Raw genomic sequence first — 21,445 nt, 5'->3', positions numbered from 1 at the left:
TTTAAGCCGTTCGAACGGTATAACGACCATGTAAAATGTAGTAAGCACCAATACATGCAAAGGCAGCAAATGCGCTATACAAATACAATTGTGAGTAACCAATATGGTCGAGCAATTTACCGATAAAGTATGGTCCAAAGCCTAAGCCTGCATCCAAAAATATAAAGAAAGTCGAAGTGGCAAAGCCCATACGTTCAAGCGGTGCACTTTTCACGGCAACTGTTTGGCAGACCGACTGAATATTGCCATAACCGAGTCCAAGTAGGCCTGCACAAAGTAAAAGCATCCATGAACTCTGAGTGATGCTGAGTAATACCAATGCCACGCCCATAATCACAAAAGCAGGGTAGATCACTACATTTTCACCTTTACGGTCCATCAACGGGCCTGTAAATGGGCGAGAAATTAAAATCGCAATGGCATATATCAAAAAGAAAAACGAGGCTGTTTCAACCAAATCGATTTCTTTGGCATAGAAGTTAATGAAAGACAATACGCCTGAATAGCAGATTGAAGCGAAAAGCATGATGAACGATATCGGTAATGCTTTAGGTTCTACAAATTGAGCAATCCAACTCGGTTTTTTGACAGCTTCAACAGTATCGAGGGATTTATTGATTTTGGGTAAATCGGGCACTTGAATCAGCAAGGCAACCAATAGGCAGCTCAATGCGATAATCGTAGAAACGATAAAAATCGCGTGATAACCAATGTGTAACATCATCCAAATGGCAAGAAATGGCCCAATAGCTGTACCTAAAGTACTACTCATGCTGTAGTAGCCAATGCCTTCACCGCGACGTGTAGCCGGTAAGATTTGAGCAATTAAGGTACCCAGCACTGTTGATGCCATACCCATCATAAAGCCATGCATAAAGCGTATGAAAAGCAACATGCCGACGCCAAACTGAATGAAGTAAAAACCAGAAAAGACTAAAAAGCCAATTAAACCAACGATCAGTGTTGTTTTACGACCAAAACGTTCTAGGAACTTACCCACCAATAAACGCCCGACCAATGTGCCGACAATGAACAAGCCTGAAACTAAACCTGCTTGGGCTGTAGTCGCACCCAATTCAGCCACCGCATAGCCCACGATCACCACAACCAAGAGATAAAAGGTTAAAACCAATTGGAAGTTAATGGCGCTGACTAAAATAAAATTTCGAGTCCAAAGTGGTGCGTTATCTTGCATGATCATCACCTATAGTGTTTTGTTCAAGTTCTTGCATGACACGGTGTAAAATTTGAATGGAGTGTTGGATATCTTGGCTTGCTACTGGCGCGATCAGGCGCTGCTCAAAGGCATCTATGTCTTTTGCACATTGCTGAAATAACTCACGTCCAGTCTCGCTGAGCATCATTTTCTTTTGACGTTTATCGTTAGTTTGTACATGACTCAAAATATCCATCTGCGCAAGAATTTTGACACGCTTAGTGATGGATGGCTTGGATACGTTTAAATATTCAGCCATTTCAATAGATGTACAAGCGGTTTTTTCACGGATGACAAACATGACTTGCCAAAGCGAATTGTTCAATTGATAGGGCAATAAAATCGTGTTGATTTCATCACTCATCAGACGCGCACAGCGCAGAAGTGAAGAGCGGAAACCTAATGAGGTATTCATGATAGTTAACTAGGGTAACTAAATTATCGCAACTGTACGCCTAATTTATTTTGAATTCAAGTGAACAACTCAAAGCATAAAAAACAGGTATAAAAAAACCTGCGCGCACACAGGTTTTCTTGTATAACATTTCATTTAAAGCTTATCGTTCAATGCATATCATTGAATTGATAACTTAAACAATGCGAGTTTATTCTACAGAAGCTTCTGCAGCTGCAATTGCAGCATCTTCCGCTGAACTGTCTGCATTTTCTGAAATTTCTACACTTTCACCATCTGCATAAGCAAGTTCTTCACCTTCTGATTCAGCTTGCTCTAAATAAGCCGCAATTTGTTCATCCGTTAATTCAGGTTCACTATCAGACATCATCGCTTGTTCTTGTAATTGCGCTTGTTCTAAATTGTTCATCATACTTTGCATATTGAACATCAATGGGATCATGACCAATAAATAAACAATCATCAGGATTAGATACAATGACCCAATAACTTTCTCTGTTTGTTCCGTTGGACGTTTTATGCCATATTTATTTTCACCTTCAGTGCCTTTTGAAGCCATCACATAAATGCTAAAGATGGTTCCGACCAGTGGGATGAGAAAAATTAAACAGAGCCAACCGCTTTTATTTAGATCATGTAAACGACGAATCGTAATGCAGATCATTGCGACAAACATTGCAACGATGGAAACGACAATCAGAGCGATCGCACTGAGTCCTAAGAATGAATTAAAAAGTGCATCAATACTACGTTCTGCTGAATTGAAAAATGCAAAAAGACCCAGCGCGACGCTGATGCCCAATAGGCAGGTATAAATCATACTAATGATAAATAACCACGCTAAATAAGACATGCGGCCAAAACGTCCCTCAGGAGACAGGGGATGATCGGCTTTTTGAATTTGAGGCTGAATATTTTGATCTTGTTGAAACGGATTCAATTCGCTTGAAGTAAGTTCAGTCATTATTATTCCAATTTTAATTATCTAATTTATTTTCTATGCCCAAAAGGGCAGCATTATTGTATAGCGAAGTAAAAAAAGGTCAAATATTAGACATGGCTAAGTCATCAAATATTCCTTAGCCATGCTGTAATGTGGTCTGTTATTTATGTAATTTACGATACTCTTTAGGGCGCATTGGACGACTGGCTTTCCACAAACCTTTCTTTTGTTTACGTGCTTTGCTTTGTAAATTCATCATATAGTTCAAATGCTTTTGGTCACGGATGTATTCTTCATATACCCATGCAGCCCCACGTTTTACCATCTCTTCATTCATACATTTACGGTAGCGATAAATAACCCCAACGCAGCGGCCATAACGGTCTACATCAGTTATTTTTACGCGGACAAATTTCTTATAAACCATGGATTTGATCAGGCGGGCTGACTCTTTACCGTAGGCTTGTGTCGATTCTGGCGCATCCACATAAGCAAAGCGAAGTTTGGTTTTAGAACGTCTTAGATTCATCCGATAACAGGTGAGGGTATCGCCATCACTAATATCGGATACACGGCAGAGGTAAGATTTTCCTTTCTTAAAAGGCTGGAAAAAATCCTTTAAGAAAATGGTGACTTTATAAAGAACATAGACTGTGATCAGGCACAGTACTGCACCTAAAGCCATGAGCCAATTCGCGGAGAGATTTGAAAGCATACACAATGATATGAACGAGGTCATATCGCATAAAAACAGGAGTTTAGATTTTATAAGAACTCATGATATATGGCTGTCGAACAAACCGACGGTCAGTTAAAAATACCTTAAATAATCAGCATTTGATCTATAAATATACAGCAAGTTTCATCACGCAAAACTCTATCTAAATACATGCAAATAGCCTAAGTAAAGTGGTGTCCCATTGAAAATAGCCTAAGCAAATATTTTAGAAATTTCGCTTCGCAAAAAAACATGCCGTGAATTTAATTCCAAATCATTATGCCAATACATCCCTAATTTAATTTTCGGCAAGTCTACAGGTACATCAAAAATATTCAGTTCGGGAGCAACCTGTAAATGCGTCAAAATATTTTGCGGAATCGTCAATATCGCCTTGGGTTGCTGTGCCAAAATTTGTAGCGCAGTAGAGTAATGCTGACAGCGTAAAAAAATCTCTCTAGAGTGTTTTTTACGATTTAAATAAATATCTTCAACTAATACACCTGCACGTCGGGAAGAAACCCCAATGTGAGGAGCAGAAAGATAAATAGATTCATCCATCTTGGAATGTTGACTACAAACCACGAATTGGTCTTCAACTAAGGTTTGAAAATTGATCTTTTCACCAAAGTTTTGCTCAAGATCAATCGCAAAATCGATTTGCTGTGCAGCAAGGTCAGCCACAATGGTTTTGCGGTCTAATTTAATACTGGAAAATTGGATCTGAAACTGTTGCTGTTGAAAGTGTTCAACTAACTTAGGAAAAATAATCGGTTCAATTTCATCATGTACGGCAATTTTTAAGCTCTGTACCATTGAAGGAGTAAATTGTTGTTTTTGGATAGAAATACTTTGAATCGCAATAAGCGCATTTTTAATTACGGGATAAATCTGTTCAGCAAATGGAGTCGGGAGCATTTTTGCCCCAGCACGTACAAATAAGTCATCTTGTAAATGTTGTCTTAAACGTTGAAGTGCATGACTCGCTGCAGACTGAGTAATACACAAAATTTGTGCTGCTTTTGAAATGCTTTTTTGTTCATAAACTGCGATATACAGTGGATATAAATTGATATCCATACGGTGGAAAACACCCATATCAATGACGGTGTTTTTATGAATACTATTCATGTTCATCTATTGAATTAAATCATTTTGTTCATATTAGATTTCAGGTTATGGTGTTGTAAAGCGTAAAGAACATAATATTTAAAGGATATTGTCATGTTTGAACTTTCAGCACGTGCACAAGATTATATTGAAAGAACAAAAAAATTTATTAAAGATGAAATTGAGCCTGTAGAAACTGAGTTTTGGGCAGAAGTTCATGAGTTGAACCAAGGTGGTGATTGGACCAAATGGCAATGGCCGGCACAGTTAGAGGTTTTAAAGGATAAAGCCAAAGCTGCAGGCTTATGGAATATGTTCTTACCTTGTCCTGAACTTGGGCAAGGCTTATCTGTACAAGAATATGCACACATCGCAGAACTTTCAGGCCGTAGCTTACTTGCACCCACGGTATTCAATTGTAATGCACCAGACAGCGGCAATATGGAAGTGATTTGGCGCTATGGTACGGAACAACAAAAGCAGCAGTGGTTAACACCATTACTAGAAGGCAAAATCCGTTCGGTGTTTTGCATGACAGAACCTGCTGTTGCTTCAAGTGATGCCACCAATATGGAAGCAACAGCTGTCGTTGAAGGCGACGAAATTGTGTTGAATGGCCGTAAATGGTGGTCTTCAGGTTTAGGTGATCCAAATGCCAAAATCATTATTTTTATGGCACATACACCAGATGAAAGCAAAGACCGTCATCATCAGCATTCTATGGTTTTAGTACCAGTTGAAACTGCTGGAGTGAAAATCGAACGTATGCTTCCAGTCTTTGGTGATTATGATGCACCTCATGGACATGGAGAAATTAGCTTCACAAATGTACGTGTTCCTGTTGCAAACTTTATTGGCGGCGCTGGTCAAGGTTTTGAAATTGCACAAGGTCGCTTAGGCCCAGGCCGTATTCATCACTGTATGCGGTGTATTGGTGCAGCTGAAAAATCGCTAGAACTGATGATTGACCGTGGTATGAGCCGTACTGCTTTTGGTAAAGAAATTTTAAAACTCGGTGGCAATTTAGAGCGTGTTGCAGAAGCACGTGTTGCGATCGATCAAGCACGTTTACTGACCCTCTATGCAGCATATAAAATGGATACTCTAGGGAATATGGCTGCATTAACCGAGATTTCGGCAATTAAAGTGGTTGCGCCAAGTGTCTTAGAAAAAGTCGTTGATATGGCGATTCAAATTCACGGTGGTGCTGGGGTTTCTCGAGATACACCGCTCACAGGTTTCTTTGCCCAAGCACGTTCACTGCGTCTAGCTGATGGCCCTGATGAAGTACATAAAGGCATGATTGCTAAATTAGAATTGGCTAAGCGCGGTTACAGCAGCCGTCGTAAAAAATAAACAAGTTGTAGTCACATATTTGGCATGGCAACCCCGAGTTGTCCATGCTATAAAACTATAGAAAATTATATTTTTATCATCATGATAGATTCAAGTTTAGGAAGAAAAGCATGTCAGTGATTGATGTAGGCGGTTCAGTTCGTGAGGGTGAAGAACTGGATGTACGTGCCGTAGGCAATTGGTTGATTGAACATGGCGTTGAAATAGAAGGGCCTGTTGAAGTCACTCAATATTCAGGTGGCGCATCAAATTGGACTTATCGCTTAAAATACGACAATGCTGATTTAATCTTACGTCGTCCACCGAAAGGTACCAAAGCCAAGTCTGCACATGATATGGCACGTGAATTTAACGTACAGAAAGCATTATCTGAATTTTATCCTGTACTCCCTGAAATGGTGGCGCTATGTCAGGATGAATCAGTTATTGGCTGTGATTTCTACGTGATGAAGCGCGTAGAAGGCATCATTCCACGTGCAAACTTACCCAAAGAATTAAATTTTGATGAAAGCCAAGTTCGAGCGTTATGTACCAACGTCATCGACAAGTTAATTGAACTGCATCAAGTGCCATATGAAGGCACAGCTTTAGAAAAAATAGGCAAGGGCGACGGCTACTGTCGTCGTCAAGTGGAAGGTTGGGACGCACGCTATGAAAAAGCCAAAACCTTAAATGTTCCTTCTTTTAAATATGTCCGTAATTGGCTCAAAGACAATATTCCTGCTGACTCTAAAACCTGTGTAATTCATAACGATTGGCGTTTTGACAACGTCATTTTAGATCCAAATGATCCTACCCAAGTGATTGGCGTATTAGATTGGGAAATGGCAACGCTTGGCGATCCACTGATGGACTTAGGTTCAGCTTTAGCGTATTGGGTTGAAAGTGGCGATAACGCAATTTTTAAAGCGACTCGACGCCAGCCGACTAACTTGAAAGGTATGTTTAGTCGTAAAGAAGTCGTTGAATATTACTTAGAAAAAACTGGTCTACAAACAGACAACTGGACATTTTATGAAGTGTTCGGCATTTTCCGTTTAGCCGTGATCGCACAGCAAATTTATTACCGCTTTTACCACAAACAAACCAATAATCCGGCATTCAAAGATTTTTGGATTGTGATCCATGCTTTACATATTCGTGCCTTAAAACTTATCGGTTTGCAAAAACTTGAAGCCAATGATGTGGCACAAAAATATATTGAAAAAATGAAGGATATTTTAGGGAAATGACCACGATATATTTAATTCGGCACGGTCAGGCTTCTTTTGGTGCAGAAAGCTATGACAAGCTTTCTCCCAACGGTGAGCTACAGGCTAAGGTGCTGGGACAGTATTTCGACCGTATTTTAAAAGAAAGTCCTTATGTGGTTGCGGGCTCCATGCAACGTCATCAACAAACAGCCAATCTTGCATTGGCTGAATGCTTTCCAGAAGCACAAGTTGATACAGATAACGCATGGAATGAATTTAATCATCAGCAAGTTTTTGCTCAGTATGAACCTCGATTTAACCAGCCGCATTTATTAAAAGAAGATGTATCTAAGCATGAAAACCCGCGTGCTTATTTATCTAAAATTTTTGAAGGTGCCATTGAACGTTGGACAGGCGGAGAATTTCATCATGAATACGATGAATCTTGGCCACATTTTAAAAATCGAGTCGAAACAGCGCTAGAAAAGTTATGCACTCAACTGGCTGAAACCAAACCGCGTTATGCCGTTGTGTTTAGTTCAGGTGGAGTGATCTCCGTTGCAGTCGGTAAAATTTTAGGGCTGAGTCCTGAAAAAACATTTGCACTTAATTGGGCCATTGCCAATACCAGTATGACAACACTGCGTTTGGTTGGAAATGAACCGCAATTACTCAGTTTAAATGAACATCATTTTATAAAAGCAGTTGATCCAAATTTATTGACTTGGATCTAAGATAAACAAAGGAATTATCATGGCTAAAACAATTTTAATTACAGGTGCAAGCTCAGGGATTGGTGCAGGAATGGCACGCGAGTTTGCACAAAAAGGCTACAACTTAGCCATTTGTGCACGTCGTTTAGAGCGTCTAGAAACGCTAAAAAATGAACTGGAAAGCCAATATGGCATCAAAGTGATTGCGAAAACCCTCGATGTCACAAATTACGATCAAGTGTTTGAAGTGTTCCGTGCCTTTAAAGCAGATTTTGGCAGTATTGACCGTGTTATTGTCAACGCAGGTGTCGGTGAAGGTCGTCGTATTGGTAAAGGTAATTTTGAAATTAACCGCGCCACAGTTGAAACTAACTTTATCTCTGCTTTGGCGCAATGCGAAGCTGCGGTTGAAATTTTCCGTAGCCAAAATGCAGGGCATTTGGTTGTGATTTCGTCGATGAGTGCTATGCGTGGTATGCCTAAACATTTAACGGCTTATGGTGCAAGTAAAGCAGGTGTTGCTGCTCTAGCTGAAGGTATTCGTGCAGAGCTGATTGATACCCCAATTAAAGTGACGACTATTTTCCCTGGTTATATTCGTACGGAGATCAATGAAGGTGCGAAAAAACTGCCATTTGAAGTCGATGAAAAAACTGGTTCACATCTTTTAGCAAAAGCCATTGAGAAAGCACCAGTTAAAGCTTATGTACCACAATGGCCGTGGTTGCCTTTAGGTCTTGCGATGAAAGTATTGCCGTTGAAGATCGTGAATAAATTAGGTTAATTCTTTATATAATAAAAAAGCTCCAATATTGGGGCTTTTTTATTCTCAAATGATATTCGCCATCCTCTGTAGGTTAAAAAGGAATACATAAAACCTGTGATGAAAAGACATTAAAAGCAGCCGATTTTGCAAAGAAAAAATGGAGTAATTACTCAGATTATTTATAAATAAGATATTGAAAATAAATAAAATGTTGAATATTTGAACAGACGATGATTTGTACTCAAAATAGCGATTTCCTTTTTTTTAATTTGCTTTAATGTACAACTGTTCATTAATTTTTAGGTTTGTACTATGTCTATGTCTTCCGATATGACAGATCAACAGCGAATTAACAAAGTCAGAACTGTCGTAACGAAAGCTGGTGAAGACTTACGTCAGCAGTATCCCATTTTAAAACATCAAAACTTTATTGGCGCTTCCATCCTTATTTTTGCGCTACTGGGAATGTTGGGTTCAGCTTGGGCGTTTGCCGTTGGCATTTTACCGGCATGGGCTTGTGTGATTTTGGTGGCGATGTTTGCTTCACTGACACATGAATTAGAACATGACCTGATTCATTATATGTATTTTAAAAAGACGCCGTGGGCTCACCATCTCATGTTGGCCTTGGTGTGGTTAGCACGTCCGAATACTATTAGTCCTTGGGCACGTCGTCGTTTGCACCTCAATCATCATAAGTATTCAGGTTCAGAATACGATTTGGAAGAACGGGGCATTAGTAATGGCATGCCTTGGGGATTACGTCGTCTATTGGTCATGAGCGATCAATTGATGACGGTGTATTTACGCCCATTTCAAATGTTCAAAATGATTGGGAAATTCATTGAAAAACAACCTGAAAAAGAACGTAAAACGGCATTGTTCTCTCAATTGACTGGATTTTTCCCTTTAAGTTTTGTTTATTACGGCATCTGGTATGTATTTGTCATTTATCATGTGGTGAATGGTATTGCTCCAATGTTAGGACAAAGTATTAGTTGGTCAGTCAATTTAGTGAAATTAATTCCAACGATTAATTTTCTAGCTGTGATTTGGATTATTCCGAACTTTATACGTTCTTTCTGCTTACAATTTATCAGCTCAAATATGCATTATTATGGCGATATTGACCCACGCGATGTCATTAAACAAACTCAGGTGTTAAATCCGTGGTGGTTGTTCCCAATGCAATTATTTTGCTTTAACTTTGGTTCGACCCATGCCATCCACCATTTTGTGGTCAAAGAGCCGTTTTATATTCGTCATCTAACCGCAAAAACTGCACACCAAGTCATGCGTGAGGTTGGTGTACGTTTCAATGATTTTGGAACCTTTAAACGCATAAATCGCTGGAATTAAATCAGTACTAGCTTCAAAAAAAGCCCTCAATTGAGGGCTTTTTTATGATCTAAACTTTTATAAACTACTTGTGTGCAAAAAAATGTTTGAGTGCATCTTGCAAGGCAACTTGCCATACCGCGTAGGAATGTCCGCCGATATATGATTGGTAATGCACATCATGACCTTTATTTTTTAAATCGGCTGCAACAATAGGCGAAGTCTCTAAAATACTCAGTTCATTATTATTGCGTGAGCTTTCATAACTATTGGCGGTAATAAACCAATGCTGTTTAGGTTGCGAGGTTTTATCACGAATGATTTTACTCATGCCATTTGGGAGGTCTGTCGCTTCATTTTGCCACCAAAATGATCCAGATAAAGGTACGACGTGACTAATTTGATTTGGATTGTCTAAGGCTAAATAAGCTGAACTTAAACCACCAAGGCTTGACCCAAGTAGTACCGTTTTTTTCGAATCGACTTTTGCAGGTGCATTTTTTTGAATCCAAGGCATCAATTCAGCACTAAAAAATGCTGAAAATTTTATATTTGGTGTTAATTCTTTAGGTCGTTCCTGATCGTTCGGTGGAGAAACAAAAATGGCTTGAATTGCCGGTAACTGACCTTGCTCAACTAATATATCTAATGCCTTTGGAACATTCAGCAACTCGTTATATTGCTGACCATCAAAAAATATAGCGGTGATATAGCTTTGATTTTTCTTAGCTTTAGATTGGTAAATTTGGATTTTACGTGAGTTATTCAAAATTTTGCTGTCTAGAACAAACTCTTGTAATTGGGGCTGGTGCACATTTGGATATTGTTTTGGATCAATAAATGGTGGGGCATCTTTAAGAGCCAAAAAATTTTCATTACGCAAGCCTGATGTGTCATCACTTGCGAGATAAGTTTTTTCATTGAAAGGATCAATTCGTTGCATCTGTATCACAGCACGACGCTGCGTTCTTGATTCTTTAAGTTTAGGATTCAGATGCGGACAATAATTTGACAGATAGCCTTCTAAGTTTGGTAAGTCGACAGCAAAGCTATAACTGCCAATGTAACGATGATCAATAATCGATTCTTTAAACCAAATATCGGTATTCGGTAGGCGTGTCAACCATTCATGGTCATTACTTGGGCCACCAATAAGACGAACATTATGCTGCGCACCTTTCCATAAGAAAACTATGCGGCTATGTTGTTCATCATAGTTTTCAATGATTGGTGTACCCATAAGCTCTACACGCTTCCAAAAATCTTCAAGAATTTGAGCACGTTGTTTTGGATTTTGATTTAACTGATGTTGTAGGTTTAATAATATTTGGCTTTGCGCTTTGACATCTTCACATGCAGCAGCATAGGGGAAATGTTTTTTTTCTATTGTATCGGTTAAAGCGGGTGAATTTTGAATTTGGGCAAAAGCAGAAGAAACTGCAAAGCTCATAGAACAAGCCAAAAAAAGTAGGGAAAGTTTTTTCATTGAAATAATAAAATAGGTAGAATGAAATCAGATAAATGATAATCATTATTAATATAAAAAACTAGCAATATGCCGCAGAATGGTGCTTTTAAAAAAAGAAAATGTAGAAAAATAACAATAGAGTCAATGCTTTGTTTTTTAAAATAATTAAAATAATGCAGTCGACAAGCTTTAATTCATTACCCAAATATTATGCTACTCAAAGTATCAACACTGCTGCTGTTACCTGCATTACTGATCCAAGGTTACCGTGTGAAAAAAAATACCCCACGTTTAGCAGAACCGGTGGGAGAGCGCTGTGGAATGATTGGTCAGGGTAATCGGCCATTATCGCTATTAATACTAGGTGATTCAGCAGCAGCAGGTGTCGGCGTCGAGCATCAGTCGGATGCGTTATTGGGACAATTACTTAAAATTTTATCGCCTGATTATCAAGTTCACTATTGCCTTGAAGCCACAACGGGACATAACAGCCAGCAAATCATCAATGCTTTGGACAATGTCACTACGCAGAACTTTAATGTCGTGATCAGCTCTGTTGGTGTCAATGATGTCACAGCATTAAAACAACCAGACCAGTGGTTGAAGCTCCAGCAGCGCTTATATCAAGCTGTTGAGGAAAAGTTTCATCCACAGCTATTGATTATTTCAGGTGTGCCACCAATGGATGAGTTTCCAGCTTTACCGTTTCCATTGTCATGGCTGTTTGGACAATATTCAAAGAAGATGAATGCGCTGTTAAAAAATTATGTTAATACTCAAGCGAATATGCGGTTAATTCAATACGATTTACACGATTATCGTGAGAAAAATTTACAAATGGCCAAAGACGGCTTTCACCCGAGTAAAGAAATTTATCAGTTATGGGCTGAAATAATAGCGAAACACATCACTGAAGAATTTTCATAGACAATAATGATTCAAACACTGGGCGAAGTTAAATCTACATGAGCAAAGACATTTCCGACGCAAATCCGCAAATCGAAACGCATCCTTTAGCGCCATTTTTGCCATCAAATGGGAAACTCTTGATGCTAGGGAGTTTTCCGCCACCCAAAACACGCTGGAAAATGGATTTTTACTATCCAAATTTCCAAAATGACATGTGGAAAATCTTTGGCCTATGTTTTTTTCAGGATAAAAATCATTTTCTCAATCTAGATAGCAAGACTTTTAAAGAACAGCGCATTCGAGATTTTTTAAATCAAAAAGGCATAGGCATTTTTGATACGGCCTATCAAGTGATTCGTTTGAAAGGAAATGCATCAGACAAGTTTTTACAGCTCCATCAGCCAACCGATATTGCGAAGCTGCTTCAAAAAATGCCGAATTGCCACAGTATTATGACGACGGGAGACAAGGCGACTGATACTTTGATGCTCTCGATGCCAGAAAATACGGAAAAACCACACATTGGGCATGCTGTTCGTACCGAATTTGCAGGCAGAGATTTGACTTTATACCGCATGCCATCATCATCTAGAGCATATCCACTAGCACTGGAAAAAAAAGCTGAAGCCTACCAAAGCTTATTTAAAGATATAGGCTTACTTTAGGGAAGTTTACGTTATTGTGAGATACCTTGAAGAAAATGTCCCTTTTAAACAGGCAAACATTCAATACTCAAAACGTGGCATCTTATGGATAAATATCAACTCCTTAGCCATCATATTCAACATAATCCCAAAGGTTTAATCGCGCTTTAATTTCTTTGCGAATATTCGGTAGCATAGGTAGTAAAGTGCCATCGATCCATAAACTCAGAGTCTGAGACGAAACTTTTTTGTTTGCATCATCAACAATTTGCGCGCCTTTCACGATCACCAAAGTTTCTTCGCTTGCCGTCGTTTCAATGCCTTTAAATAAAAGCTGTAATTCATGACCTGTATCTTGAATTAACCATTCCAACTCAATTTGGATATTGTGATTAGATTTAAGTACAGCTTGGCCTTCAATCATGTCATTGTCAGATAAGCAGTCATGCTCAACCCGAACTTTTGACAAAAACCATTCTTGATGACCAAGTTCAGGAAGTGTCGTAAAAGGCGTTAAAATATCACTTAAATTAAATTGGCGGCTTAAATCAAAAAATTGCATTAGAAAACTTTAGGAGGAGATAAAACAAAATAAGAGGTGGATGTTAAAGCATCATCAAGTTTGAGTAAAACCTTTGCTTTTATTGAGATATTTTATGTATAAATAGCATTCAATCTATCTAAATTAAGTCTAAGAAAAATGAATTGCGAAAATAATATACACACAACGGATGTGCGCAGCCCCATAGACTTAAAAGATCCAATCGAAGCTAAACAATGGGCCGCTGAAGTGAATCTTAAACGACCGTGGCGTTATGACATCTTTCAAATGTATGTTGACTCTATTTGGGCTTTCAACCCGAATGCCCGTGTACTTGAACTAGGTTCAGGTCCAGGTTATTTGGCTGAATTTTTAATTAATCATTGTCCAAATATTCACTACACAGCATTTGATTTTTCCGAAGCTATGCATGACTTGGCAAAAGGAAAACTAAGTGTAGCGCAACGCTTAAAATGCAATTTTATAACAGGGGATTTCAAACAATCGGATTGGGAAAAATCTCTTCACTTCAATGAAAAAAGTACCTTTGATGTGATTATTATTCATCAGGCCTTACATGAATTGAGACATAAGGCGTATGCAGCAGAGTTTCATCGGACTGTAAAAACGTTGTTAAATACACAAGGCGTGTATTTTGTATGTGATCATTTATATGCAGCACATGCTCAGCAAAATCATGAGTTGTATAAGTCAGTTGAGGAACATTTAGCAGCGCTTAAAGCAGCCAATTATGGCCAAGTGGAATGTCTTGGCGAAATCAATGGTTTGGTTATTTTCAAAAGCCAGCACTCATATAAACGAGACTGACCAAGAACATCTTCGACTTGATCGAACTTTTCAGATTATTTCAATAAATAGCCTCGATGAGGAAAATTTAATCATTTAGCAGTGCATTGTCATTACATCATCCATTCAATCGGGAGGTATGACACTGCTTTTATGCTAAATCTTTGGAATCGAGTTGTTTCTGGTTCATGAATATAGGTTTTGATTTTTCCATTTTTTTGATGCTCTAACCAAATGATTTCGCCGTTTTTATCCAGTTTTAGCTCATATGCAATTTGCGGTAAGTATTGGTTTAATGCGGCAGAAATATCGTTTTGTAATCGATCAGATTTAACGACTAGACCAACTTCCGAATTTAAATTTGCGGAACGTGGATCAAAGTTAAACGATCCAATAAACACCATACCGTCAATATCGAAAAATTTTGCATGCAAACTAGAGGCATTTTTGCCTTTCGCAGGGATGATATTTCCAGTCATGACTTCATACCATGTGCGTTTAGAGCGTTCTATATAGGGTTTAAATTCATATAATTTCACGCCATTTTCGAGTAAGTCTTTGCGATATTTTTGATAAAACGCATGAACGACAGCGACGTCATTGGCTAAAAATGAGTTGGTTAAGACGCGGACTTCTACATTTTTACCTGCAAGGCCTGTCAGAAAGTCAGTCCCTTGTTGTGTGGGAACAAAATAAGCTGAAACCAATTCCATGCGTTCTTTGGGCTGTCCCATCAAGGTCGAAAATTGGTTATAAATCAATTCTTGTTCTTTGGCTTCACCACGTATTTTATTCGGACTATCCGCAATGAAATGTGCTTCGGCCCAATTCACCGGTATTAGTTTAAGCTGAGCCGCCAGTTGTTGCTGTGCATAGTTAATGCGCTGCTGATCTTTAGTTAACGTTGTAGAATTTTCTTGGTATGTTTGTCTTAATTGATTTAATTCTTCTTTTGTACCTGCACCAATCCATTGCTGGACAGAATAACTCAAATCATCATTCCAAAAGTTCAAAAACACCTGATTGGCTTGTTGTATGGCTTCGCCATAGAAAAGGATGTCCAAATCTGTAAATTGAAAACTTTCACTGGCATCAAAATATTCATTACTGATGTTACGACCGCCAGTTACGCCCATAAAACCATCGGCAATAATTAATTTATTATGCATACGATGGTTAATGTGCTTTAAGCGAAATGCATAATCAATGACACGTAAATTTCTGAATTTATAGGGATTAAACAGTTTGATTGAAATATTGGGATGAGCTGAAAGGGATTGTAAGGTCGGATCGAGTTTCGTCCCGTTTTGATCATCAATTAATAGCCTTACTTTTACCCCACGGTCAGCGGCATGCAGTAATTCTCGAAACATCAGATGCCCAATAGCATCATTTCCCCAAATGTAATATTGCAAATCGATGGTGTATTTTGCATTTCGAATTAAATGTAGGCGAGAAGCAATGCTTAAGAAAGCATCATCTAAGGCTAAATAAGCCGTTTGTTTTTGTTTTAATTTTTCAAAATCCGTAGCAGACGTAATCCATTTTTCTGCATGTGATTGTATAGGGACATCTTTTTTTGACTGATTGCTAGGTAAGCTGCATCCAGTTAATAGGCTGATCGAAACAGTTAAACCGACAGTACAACTTATTTCACGTAATTGTATCATTCGAATAGCATTAATCATTCCTTGAAAAATTCATCATAACATCATGTTTTAAGGTTGTATTTAGGCTTAAAAAGAGGTTACTGTAACTCATCTGTTAATATAAGCCATACAGGATGTTTTTAGACATGAAATCACGTGCAGCCGTTGCTTTTGGACCGGGTCAGCCTTTAGAAATTGTAGAAATTGATGTGGCACCACCTAAAGCAGGTGAGGTTTTAGTCAAAATTAGCCATACAGGTGTGTGTCATACAGATGCATTTACATTGTCGGGTGATGATCCTGAAGGCGTATTTCCAGCAATTTTAGGGCATGAAGGTGCAGGTGTTGTGGTTGAAGTCGGTGAAGGTGTGACTTCAGTGCAACCAGGTGATCATGTTATTCCACTTTATACCGCAGAATGTGGTGAATGTTTATTCTGTAAATCGGGTAAAACAAATCTTTGTGTATCTGTACGAGCGACACAAGGGAAAGGTTTAATGCCGGATGGCACAACACGTTTTTCTTATAATGGTCAGCCGATTTATCACTATATGGGCTGTTCAACATTCTCTGAATATACTGTGGTTGCAGAAGTGTCTTTGGCAAAAATTAACCCTGAAGCGAACCACGAACATGTATGTTTGTTGGGTTGCGGCGTAACAACAGGCCTTGGTGCAGTTAAAAATACCGCTAAAGTTCAGGAAGGTGACTCAGTTGCAGTCTTTGGTTTAGGTGGTATTGGTTTGGCTGTGGTACAAGGTGCTAAAAAAGCCAAAGCAGGTCGTATCATTGCCGTAGATACCAATCCTGACAAATTCAAACTGGCTGAAGAATTTGGCGCTACAGATTTTGTTAATCCAAAAGACTATGATCGTCCAGTTCAAGAAGTGATTGTAGAAATGACGGGTTGGGGCGTCGACCATTCATTTGAATGTATTGGCAATACCAATGTGATGCGCTCTGCTTTGGAATGTGCTCACCGTGGTTGGGGGCAATCTGTGATTATTGGTGTGGCAGGTGCAGGTCAAGAAATTTCAACCCGTCCATTCCAATTGGTTACAGGTCGTACTTGGAAAGGCACTGCTTTCGGTGGTGTTAAAGGTCGTTCACAATTACCGGGTATGGTAGAAGAAGCCATGTCAGGTGAGATCAAACTTGAACCATTCGTGACCCATACCATGGGGTTGGATAAAATCAATGAAGCGTTTGATTTAATGCATGAAGGTAAATCAATTCGCTCTGTTGTGCATTTTGAAGACTAAACATTGATTTAAATATTATTGATTTATCTACTAATCATTAAATATTAATGCGTTAATTTTCACTGTTTTAAAAACTAGGCTTTGGCCTAGTTTTTTTTATTTGTGTTGTTACGACAAATCAGAACTTCAAATTTGGATTTGCAAAAAGTGACAGATTGTTAGACATAAAATGATAAAAAATGCCAAATGATAAATTTTGTCCCGAATTCACATGGTGGGAAATTAGCACTAAACATAAGGTAAGCATAATTTAAAAACAAATGTATATTAATGCATTATCCGAGGCAAAAAATGACAACTACAAGTTACAAGCCTGAGTGGATTCGGGAAGATTTTATTGATTTTATTTCAGAAAAATTTGATGCAATTTGGGCCTACAAACGTATAAAAGCACAATTGGTCAAATCACGTTGTGTGGGGATCGGGTTTTATGAACTGAGTTTTTTAGCGAATCACAATTTTAAAGTTGTAAATTATCGACCAGGCCAATGTGTTCTGGTGACAGTTGTCAAAGATGGTGTACGTCATCAACGTAGCTATAGCGTCGTCGAAATTAATACATCTGGTCATGTGGTGATTGCAGTTAAACAGCAAGGCAAAGTGTCCAATTGCCTGACGCAATTAAAAACAGGTGATGTTGTTGAATTATCGCAACCGCAAGGTGAGTTTGGCCTAAAGCTAAATTCGGATCGACCAATTTTACTGCTTGCTTCTGGTAGTGGCATTACCTCAATCATGACTTTGTTTAAACAAGCGATTAAGCTTGGGCGTACGGTTGACCTGATTTATTTCAATCGAGATGATGCGTATTTGGATGAATTGATTCAACTGGCGAAGCAATCAAACCATGCACATTTACATGCGATTAATACGCTGAAAACTAAATTACATATCTCACCAGAGGTGCTAAACCACATGGTCCCCGATTTTAAGCAGCGAGATTGCTATGCCTGTGGTGCAGCGCCAATGATGCAAAGCATTGAGCAACTGTATCGTGAGTTTAAGCTTTCAGAATATTTAAATACTGAATATTTTCAGATGATTGCTGATGATTCAGTGCCTGCTCAACCTGTCACTTTTAGTTTAGCCCAGCAAGATTTTTTGGCAGAGGGTAATTTACTGGAAAGTGCTGAAAAAGCTGGTTTAAAACCTGCGCATGGCTGTCGGATGGGTATTTGTAATACCTGTTCGTGTACCAAATTACAGGGTTCAGTGAAAAACCTACTCACTGGCGAAATTGATCATGTGAATAACACACAAATCAAATTATGTGTCTCTCAGGCAATTTCACCTGTACGTATTCAACTCTAATCCAAGCCGCATAAAAACAAATCAGGGGCATCATCATGAATCAATCGATATATATTAGTCCGAATAGTAAGTCACGTTATTTATCACCCGAACAAACTGCTGAATTTGGCGAAAAAGTTGAGCAAATTCGTCGTGAAATCATGCAGAGTGTGAGTGAAAAAGATGCAGCGTACATTTACAAAATTCGCAATTTTGTCCGTTATAGCGAGATCGCATCTCGTGGCATGTTGATGTTTGCAGGCTGGATTCCACCGGTGTGGTTACTGGGTACTGGTTTATTGGGTATTTCTAAAATCGTAGAGAACATGGAACTCGGTCATAATGTGATGCATGGTCAGTTTGATTGGTTAAATGACCCGAGTTTAAATGGTGCTAATTATGATTGGGATACCATTGCCACGGGCCAAGACTGGAAATATACCCATAACTATGTGCATCATACCTATACCAATATTGTGGGGATGGACCATGATGTCGGCTATGGTTTAATTCGTGTGAGTGAATCGCAAAAGTGGGAGCCACGTTTCCTTTTTAATATTCCACTGGCTGCCCAACTCATGGTTTTCTTTGAGTGGTATGTCGGCATTCAACGTTTACATTTAGAAGATGTTATTGCGTATAAAACCAAAACTTGGAAAGATGTATGGCATGAAGCGGCCGATGTACGTCAGAAAATTAAGCGCCAAGTGATTAAAGATTATGTGTTTTTCCCGCTTATTGCAGGTCCCAATGCGATTCCGGTATTTGCAGGAAATGCTGTAGCCAACGTGATTCGTAGCTTATGGGCTTCCGCTGTCATCTTTAATGGCCATTTTACAGAAGATGCGGAAAACTTTGAGATGGATAATACCGAAAATGAAACTCGAGCAGAGTGGTATCTCCGTCAAATTCGTGGCTCAAGTAATTTTAGTGGAACACAATGGTTGCATATACTCAGTGGTAATTTGAGTCACCAAATTGAACACCATTTATTCCCTGATATGCCTGCAAACCGCTATGCAGAAGCCGCACCTAAAATTAAAGCACTTTGTGAGGAATATGGTATTCACTATAATGAAGCCAGTTTCATCAAACAGTTTGCCAGCGTTTGGGTCCGCCTCGCGAAATGCTCAGTGCCGAATGACTGGAGAGCCGAGCTCAAGGAACGCTCAGCATCACTTCAGCAGCGCCTTAAACAAAAAATCATGAAGAAAATCGGGCGTTAAAACACAGTATCGAATGGATGATTTTTAAAGCATTAAATTAGCCAAAGTAGCTTTCATCTACTTTGGTAATTTTAGATATTTCTAAAAAAATAAGAGCTATTCTACGAATTGCACGCTACTCTGAATGCCACAAGATTCTACAAAATATGCATCATGTGAAACGAGGATCACTGCACCTGTATAATGCTGAATGGCTTGAGCCAATAACATTCTAGACTCTATATCTAAATGGTTTTCAGGTTCATCTAACAATAAAAGCTCAATATTCGGTGTTAAATAATTTAAGCCCAATAAGGTCACTTTTAAACGCTCACCACCACTTAAACAGTGAAATGGCAGTTCCGCTTTTTGACCACGGATTCTAAGTTGACCGAGTTGATTACGCCATTCCGTTGATGAAACCTCATGATTAAACTTTGCTAGATTGTCTAAAACACTCAATTCAGGTGATAAATCATTCAAGTTTTGGTCTAAATACAGGGTATGCACAGACAAAAATAATTCATGGTTAGACTGTGATGTGGTCTGACTCAAATACTTTAGAAATGTAGATTTACCAATACCATTTTTTCCTTTTAAATGAATTTTTTCACCTGCCTGTAAGGCCAAATCGAAAGGAAGGTGCTGAGATGTTTTGCGATGAAAATGTTTAACTCTTAAAATTTCTCCTGTTTTTTCAGCGTGATGTTGAAAAACGAATTTCTGCTCTTTGACATGCTCAAGTTGTTGCTGTGACTGAATCAGTTGAGATATCTTTTCTTCCAATTGCTTCTGCTGTTGCGTTTGAACTGTCGCTAGGCTTTGACCTGCTTGTTCCTTTTTAAAATCGAGTAATACTTTAGCTTGGGAACTCGACTTGCGTAGTGCATGACCTTGTTGTTCTCTTTTTTGCGCTTTCGTCTGTGTTTCGTGTTGTTGTAATTTGAGTTGTTTTAACTCACGCTGATGCTGTATAGCATTACGCTGTATGGCTTTATTTTGCTGATCATTTTGTTGAGCGTAGTCTTCATAGTTACCAGTAACATGACTGAGTCCAAACTCATTTAAAGCATAGATATGATCTACATGTTGCAGCAACTCTCGATCATGACTGACGACGAATGCACCCGCAGGATGGTTTTTTAAGCGATCGATGAGCCATAAGCGTGAGGATGCATCTAAATGGTTACTTGGTTCATCCAAAAGTAAATAATGGTCGGTTTTTAAAAATAATGCACACAAAGCCAATTTGGTTTTTTGACCTTCACTCAGCTGAGCGACTGGGAAATTTAAATCTGTCGGAAGTGACGCCTGCTTAAGTTGTTGCGGCCAAAGTGTAGGACGGTGCCACTGGTTTTCAGTCAGTTCAAAGTCTTCAAAACTGGCATTGCCTATTTCGATACGTTGAAATGCGTCATATAAATCTTCCACACCTAGTGCAGAAGCAATCGTGTCAGCTTCTAGTCGAGAAAATTGTGATAAATAGGCATGTGGTACATTCCATGAAATTTCACCTTCATAGGGGAGATCTTTCAGATTTTGCGCATGTAAGATTTTAAGGATGCAGGATTTTCCTAAACCATTGCGACCAACACATGCCGAAAGTTGTTGTTGATTGAGGTTAAATTTCAGGTTTTTAAAAAGTGTTTTGGATGGAAATTCCAAGCTAAATTTGGAAATTGTACAAGCCGTTTGAGTCATAGATGCACCTTGCGATAGCAAAGATGCGCAATACAAATAACTAATTTTATTCTATAAAAAAGACAATATTTGAGAAAATGCAGTCGAAGTCATTAGCCATGTGTTTGCACATCAAAAAATGGATTTGATGATGAAAAAAACAGGGCTTACTTCATTGGCAAATACTCGAATTAAAAATAAGTGGAAAAAATCTTAAGACAG

Annotated in this window: 20 protein-coding genes; 11 read left to right on the top strand and 9 right to left on the bottom strand. The window is 38.7% G+C overall.

Features of this window, described 5'->3' with window-relative positions:
- Position 1: 1 nt before the first annotated feature.
- From FTU65_RS06235 to FTU65_RS06215, 5 genes are all read right to left on the bottom strand, one after another.
- Entirely contained in the window at positions 2 to 1,201 is a 1,200-nt protein-coding gene (locus FTU65_RS06235) for an MFS transporter (protein ID WP_373683446.1), read from the bottom strand.
- Positions 1,185 to 1,631: a MarR family winged helix-turn-helix transcriptional regulator gene (locus FTU65_RS06230; protein ID WP_180011432.1), complete on the bottom strand. Its 447-nt coding sequence runs from the start codon at positions 1,629 to 1,631 to the stop codon at positions 1,185 to 1,187. The genes FTU65_RS06235 and FTU65_RS06230 overlap by 17 nt, the downstream gene beginning before the upstream one ends.
- A gap of 190 nt (positions 1,632 to 1,821) precedes the next feature.
- Positions 1,822 to 2,595: a DUF805 domain-containing protein gene (locus FTU65_RS06225; RefSeq protein ID WP_180059602.1), complete on the bottom strand. Its 774-nt coding sequence runs from the start codon at positions 2,593 to 2,595 to the stop codon at positions 1,822 to 1,824.
- Positions 2,596 to 2,734: 139 nt separating this feature from the next.
- Positions 2,735 to 3,289: a thermonuclease family protein gene (locus tag FTU65_RS06220; protein ID WP_078190973.1), complete on the bottom strand. Its 555-nt coding sequence runs from the start codon at positions 3,287 to 3,289 to the stop codon at positions 2,735 to 2,737.
- Between the two features lie 216 nt (positions 3,290 to 3,505).
- Positions 3,506 to 4,423 carry a LysR family transcriptional regulator gene (locus FTU65_RS06215; RefSeq protein ID WP_168377547.1) on the bottom strand — a complete coding sequence of 306 codons (918 nt, stop codon included), beginning with the start codon at positions 4,421 to 4,423 and terminating at the stop codon, positions 3,506 to 3,508.
- A 93-nt stretch (positions 4,424 to 4,516) separates the two neighbouring features.
- Between FTU65_RS06215 and FTU65_RS06210 the strand changes: the two genes are divergently transcribed.
- The 5 genes from FTU65_RS06210 (at position 4,517) to FTU65_RS06190 (ending at position 9,789) form a co-directional block, all read left to right on the top strand.
- The gene (locus FTU65_RS06210) at positions 4,517 to 5,758 is read left to right on the top strand and encodes an acyl-CoA dehydrogenase family protein (RefSeq protein WP_168377546.1); all 1,242 of its coding nucleotides are present in this window, start codon (positions 4,517 to 4,519) and stop codon (positions 5,756 to 5,758) included.
- 110 nt (positions 5,759 to 5,868) lie between these two features.
- Complete coding sequence (locus FTU65_RS06205) at positions 5,869 to 6,990, top strand: phosphotransferase family protein (protein WP_168377545.1); 1,122 nt, start codon at positions 5,869 to 5,871, stop codon at positions 6,988 to 6,990.
- Positions 6,987 to 7,685, top strand: coding sequence for a histidine phosphatase family protein (locus FTU65_RS06200; RefSeq protein WP_111884351.1), 699 nt, complete (start codon positions 6,987 to 6,989; stop codon positions 7,683 to 7,685). The genes FTU65_RS06205 and FTU65_RS06200 overlap by 4 nt, the downstream gene beginning before the upstream one ends.
- Positions 7,686 to 7,704: 19 nt before the next feature.
- Complete coding sequence (locus FTU65_RS06195) at positions 7,705 to 8,448, top strand: SDR family oxidoreductase (protein ID WP_078193819.1); 744 nt, start codon at positions 7,705 to 7,707, stop codon at positions 8,446 to 8,448.
- Between the two features lie 294 nt (positions 8,449 to 8,742).
- Entirely contained in the window at positions 8,743 to 9,789 is a 1,047-nt protein-coding gene (locus FTU65_RS06190) for a fatty acid desaturase (protein WP_180065092.1), read from the top strand.
- 64 nt (positions 9,790 to 9,853) lie between these two features.
- Here the strand turns inward: FTU65_RS06190 and FTU65_RS06185 are convergent, their stop codons facing one another.
- On the bottom strand, positions 9,854 to 11,218 hold the full coding sequence (locus FTU65_RS06185) for an alpha/beta hydrolase-fold protein (protein WP_180065091.1): 1,365 nt from the start codon (positions 11,216 to 11,218) through the stop codon (positions 9,854 to 9,856).
- Between the two features lie 228 nt (positions 11,219 to 11,446).
- Here FTU65_RS06185 and FTU65_RS06180 point away from each other — a divergent pair, with 228 nt between their 5' ends.
- On the top strand, positions 11,447 to 12,163 hold the full coding sequence (locus FTU65_RS06180; RefSeq protein WP_180011440.1) for an SGNH/GDSL hydrolase family protein: 717 nt from the start codon (positions 11,447 to 11,449) through the stop codon (positions 12,161 to 12,163).
- Positions 12,164 to 12,201: 38 nt separating this feature from the next.
- Positions 12,202 to 12,810: a uracil-DNA glycosylase family protein gene (locus FTU65_RS06175; protein ID WP_180011442.1), complete on the top strand. Its 609-nt coding sequence runs from the start codon at positions 12,202 to 12,204 to the stop codon at positions 12,808 to 12,810.
- 103 nt (positions 12,811 to 12,913) lie between these two features.
- Here FTU65_RS06175 and FTU65_RS06170 read toward each other — a convergent pair whose 3' ends face one another.
- Positions 12,914 to 13,351, bottom strand: a complete 438-nt coding sequence (locus tag FTU65_RS06170) for a hypothetical protein (protein WP_180011444.1) — start codon at positions 13,349 to 13,351, stop codon at positions 12,914 to 12,916.
- A gap of 138 nt (positions 13,352 to 13,489) precedes the next feature.
- On the opposite strand from FTU65_RS06170, the gene FTU65_RS06165 reads away from it, so the two are divergent.
- Positions 13,490 to 14,158, top strand: a complete 669-nt coding sequence (locus FTU65_RS06165; RefSeq protein ID WP_180011446.1) for a class I SAM-dependent methyltransferase — start codon at positions 13,490 to 13,492, stop codon at positions 14,156 to 14,158.
- A gap of 92 nt (positions 14,159 to 14,250) precedes the next feature.
- On the opposite strand, the gene FTU65_RS06160 is transcribed toward FTU65_RS06165, so the two are convergent.
- Positions 14,251 to 15,807, bottom strand: coding sequence for a phospholipase D family protein (locus FTU65_RS06160; RefSeq protein ID WP_168377539.1), 1,557 nt, complete (start codon positions 15,805 to 15,807; stop codon positions 14,251 to 14,253).
- A 125-nt stretch (positions 15,808 to 15,932) separates the two neighbouring features.
- Between FTU65_RS06160 and FTU65_RS06155 the strand changes: the two genes are divergently transcribed.
- From FTU65_RS06155 to FTU65_RS06145, 3 genes are all read left to right on the top strand, one after another.
- Positions 15,933 to 17,048 carry an S-(hydroxymethyl)glutathione dehydrogenase/class III alcohol dehydrogenase gene (locus tag FTU65_RS06155; RefSeq protein ID WP_078193885.1) on the top strand — a complete coding sequence of 372 codons (1,116 nt, stop codon included), beginning with the start codon at positions 15,933 to 15,935 and terminating at the stop codon, positions 17,046 to 17,048.
- 291 nt (positions 17,049 to 17,339) lie between these two features.
- The gene (locus FTU65_RS06150) at positions 17,340 to 18,359 is read left to right on the top strand and encodes a flavin reductase family protein (protein ID WP_180065090.1); all 1,020 of its coding nucleotides are present in this window, start codon (positions 17,340 to 17,342) and stop codon (positions 18,357 to 18,359) included.
- A 35-nt stretch (positions 18,360 to 18,394) separates the two neighbouring features.
- Positions 18,395 to 19,564 (top strand): acyl-CoA desaturase, encoded by a 1,170-nt coding sequence (locus FTU65_RS06145; protein ID WP_180065089.1) that lies wholly within the window; start codon positions 18,395 to 18,397, stop codon positions 19,562 to 19,564.
- 96 nt (positions 19,565 to 19,660) lie between these two features.
- Here the strand turns inward: FTU65_RS06145 and FTU65_RS06140 are convergent, their stop codons facing one another.
- Positions 19,661 to 21,244: an ATP-binding cassette domain-containing protein gene (locus FTU65_RS06140; RefSeq protein ID WP_180065088.1), complete on the bottom strand. Its 1,584-nt coding sequence runs from the start codon at positions 21,242 to 21,244 to the stop codon at positions 19,661 to 19,663.
- Between the last annotated feature and the right edge of the window lie 201 nt (positions 21,245 to 21,445).

This window comes from Acinetobacter sp. YH12129 (assembly GCF_013418685.1).
Lineage (GTDB): Bacteria > Pseudomonadota > Gammaproteobacteria > Pseudomonadales > Moraxellaceae > Acinetobacter > Acinetobacter amyesii.
This window is presented reverse-complemented; position numbering and strand designations above follow the sequence as displayed.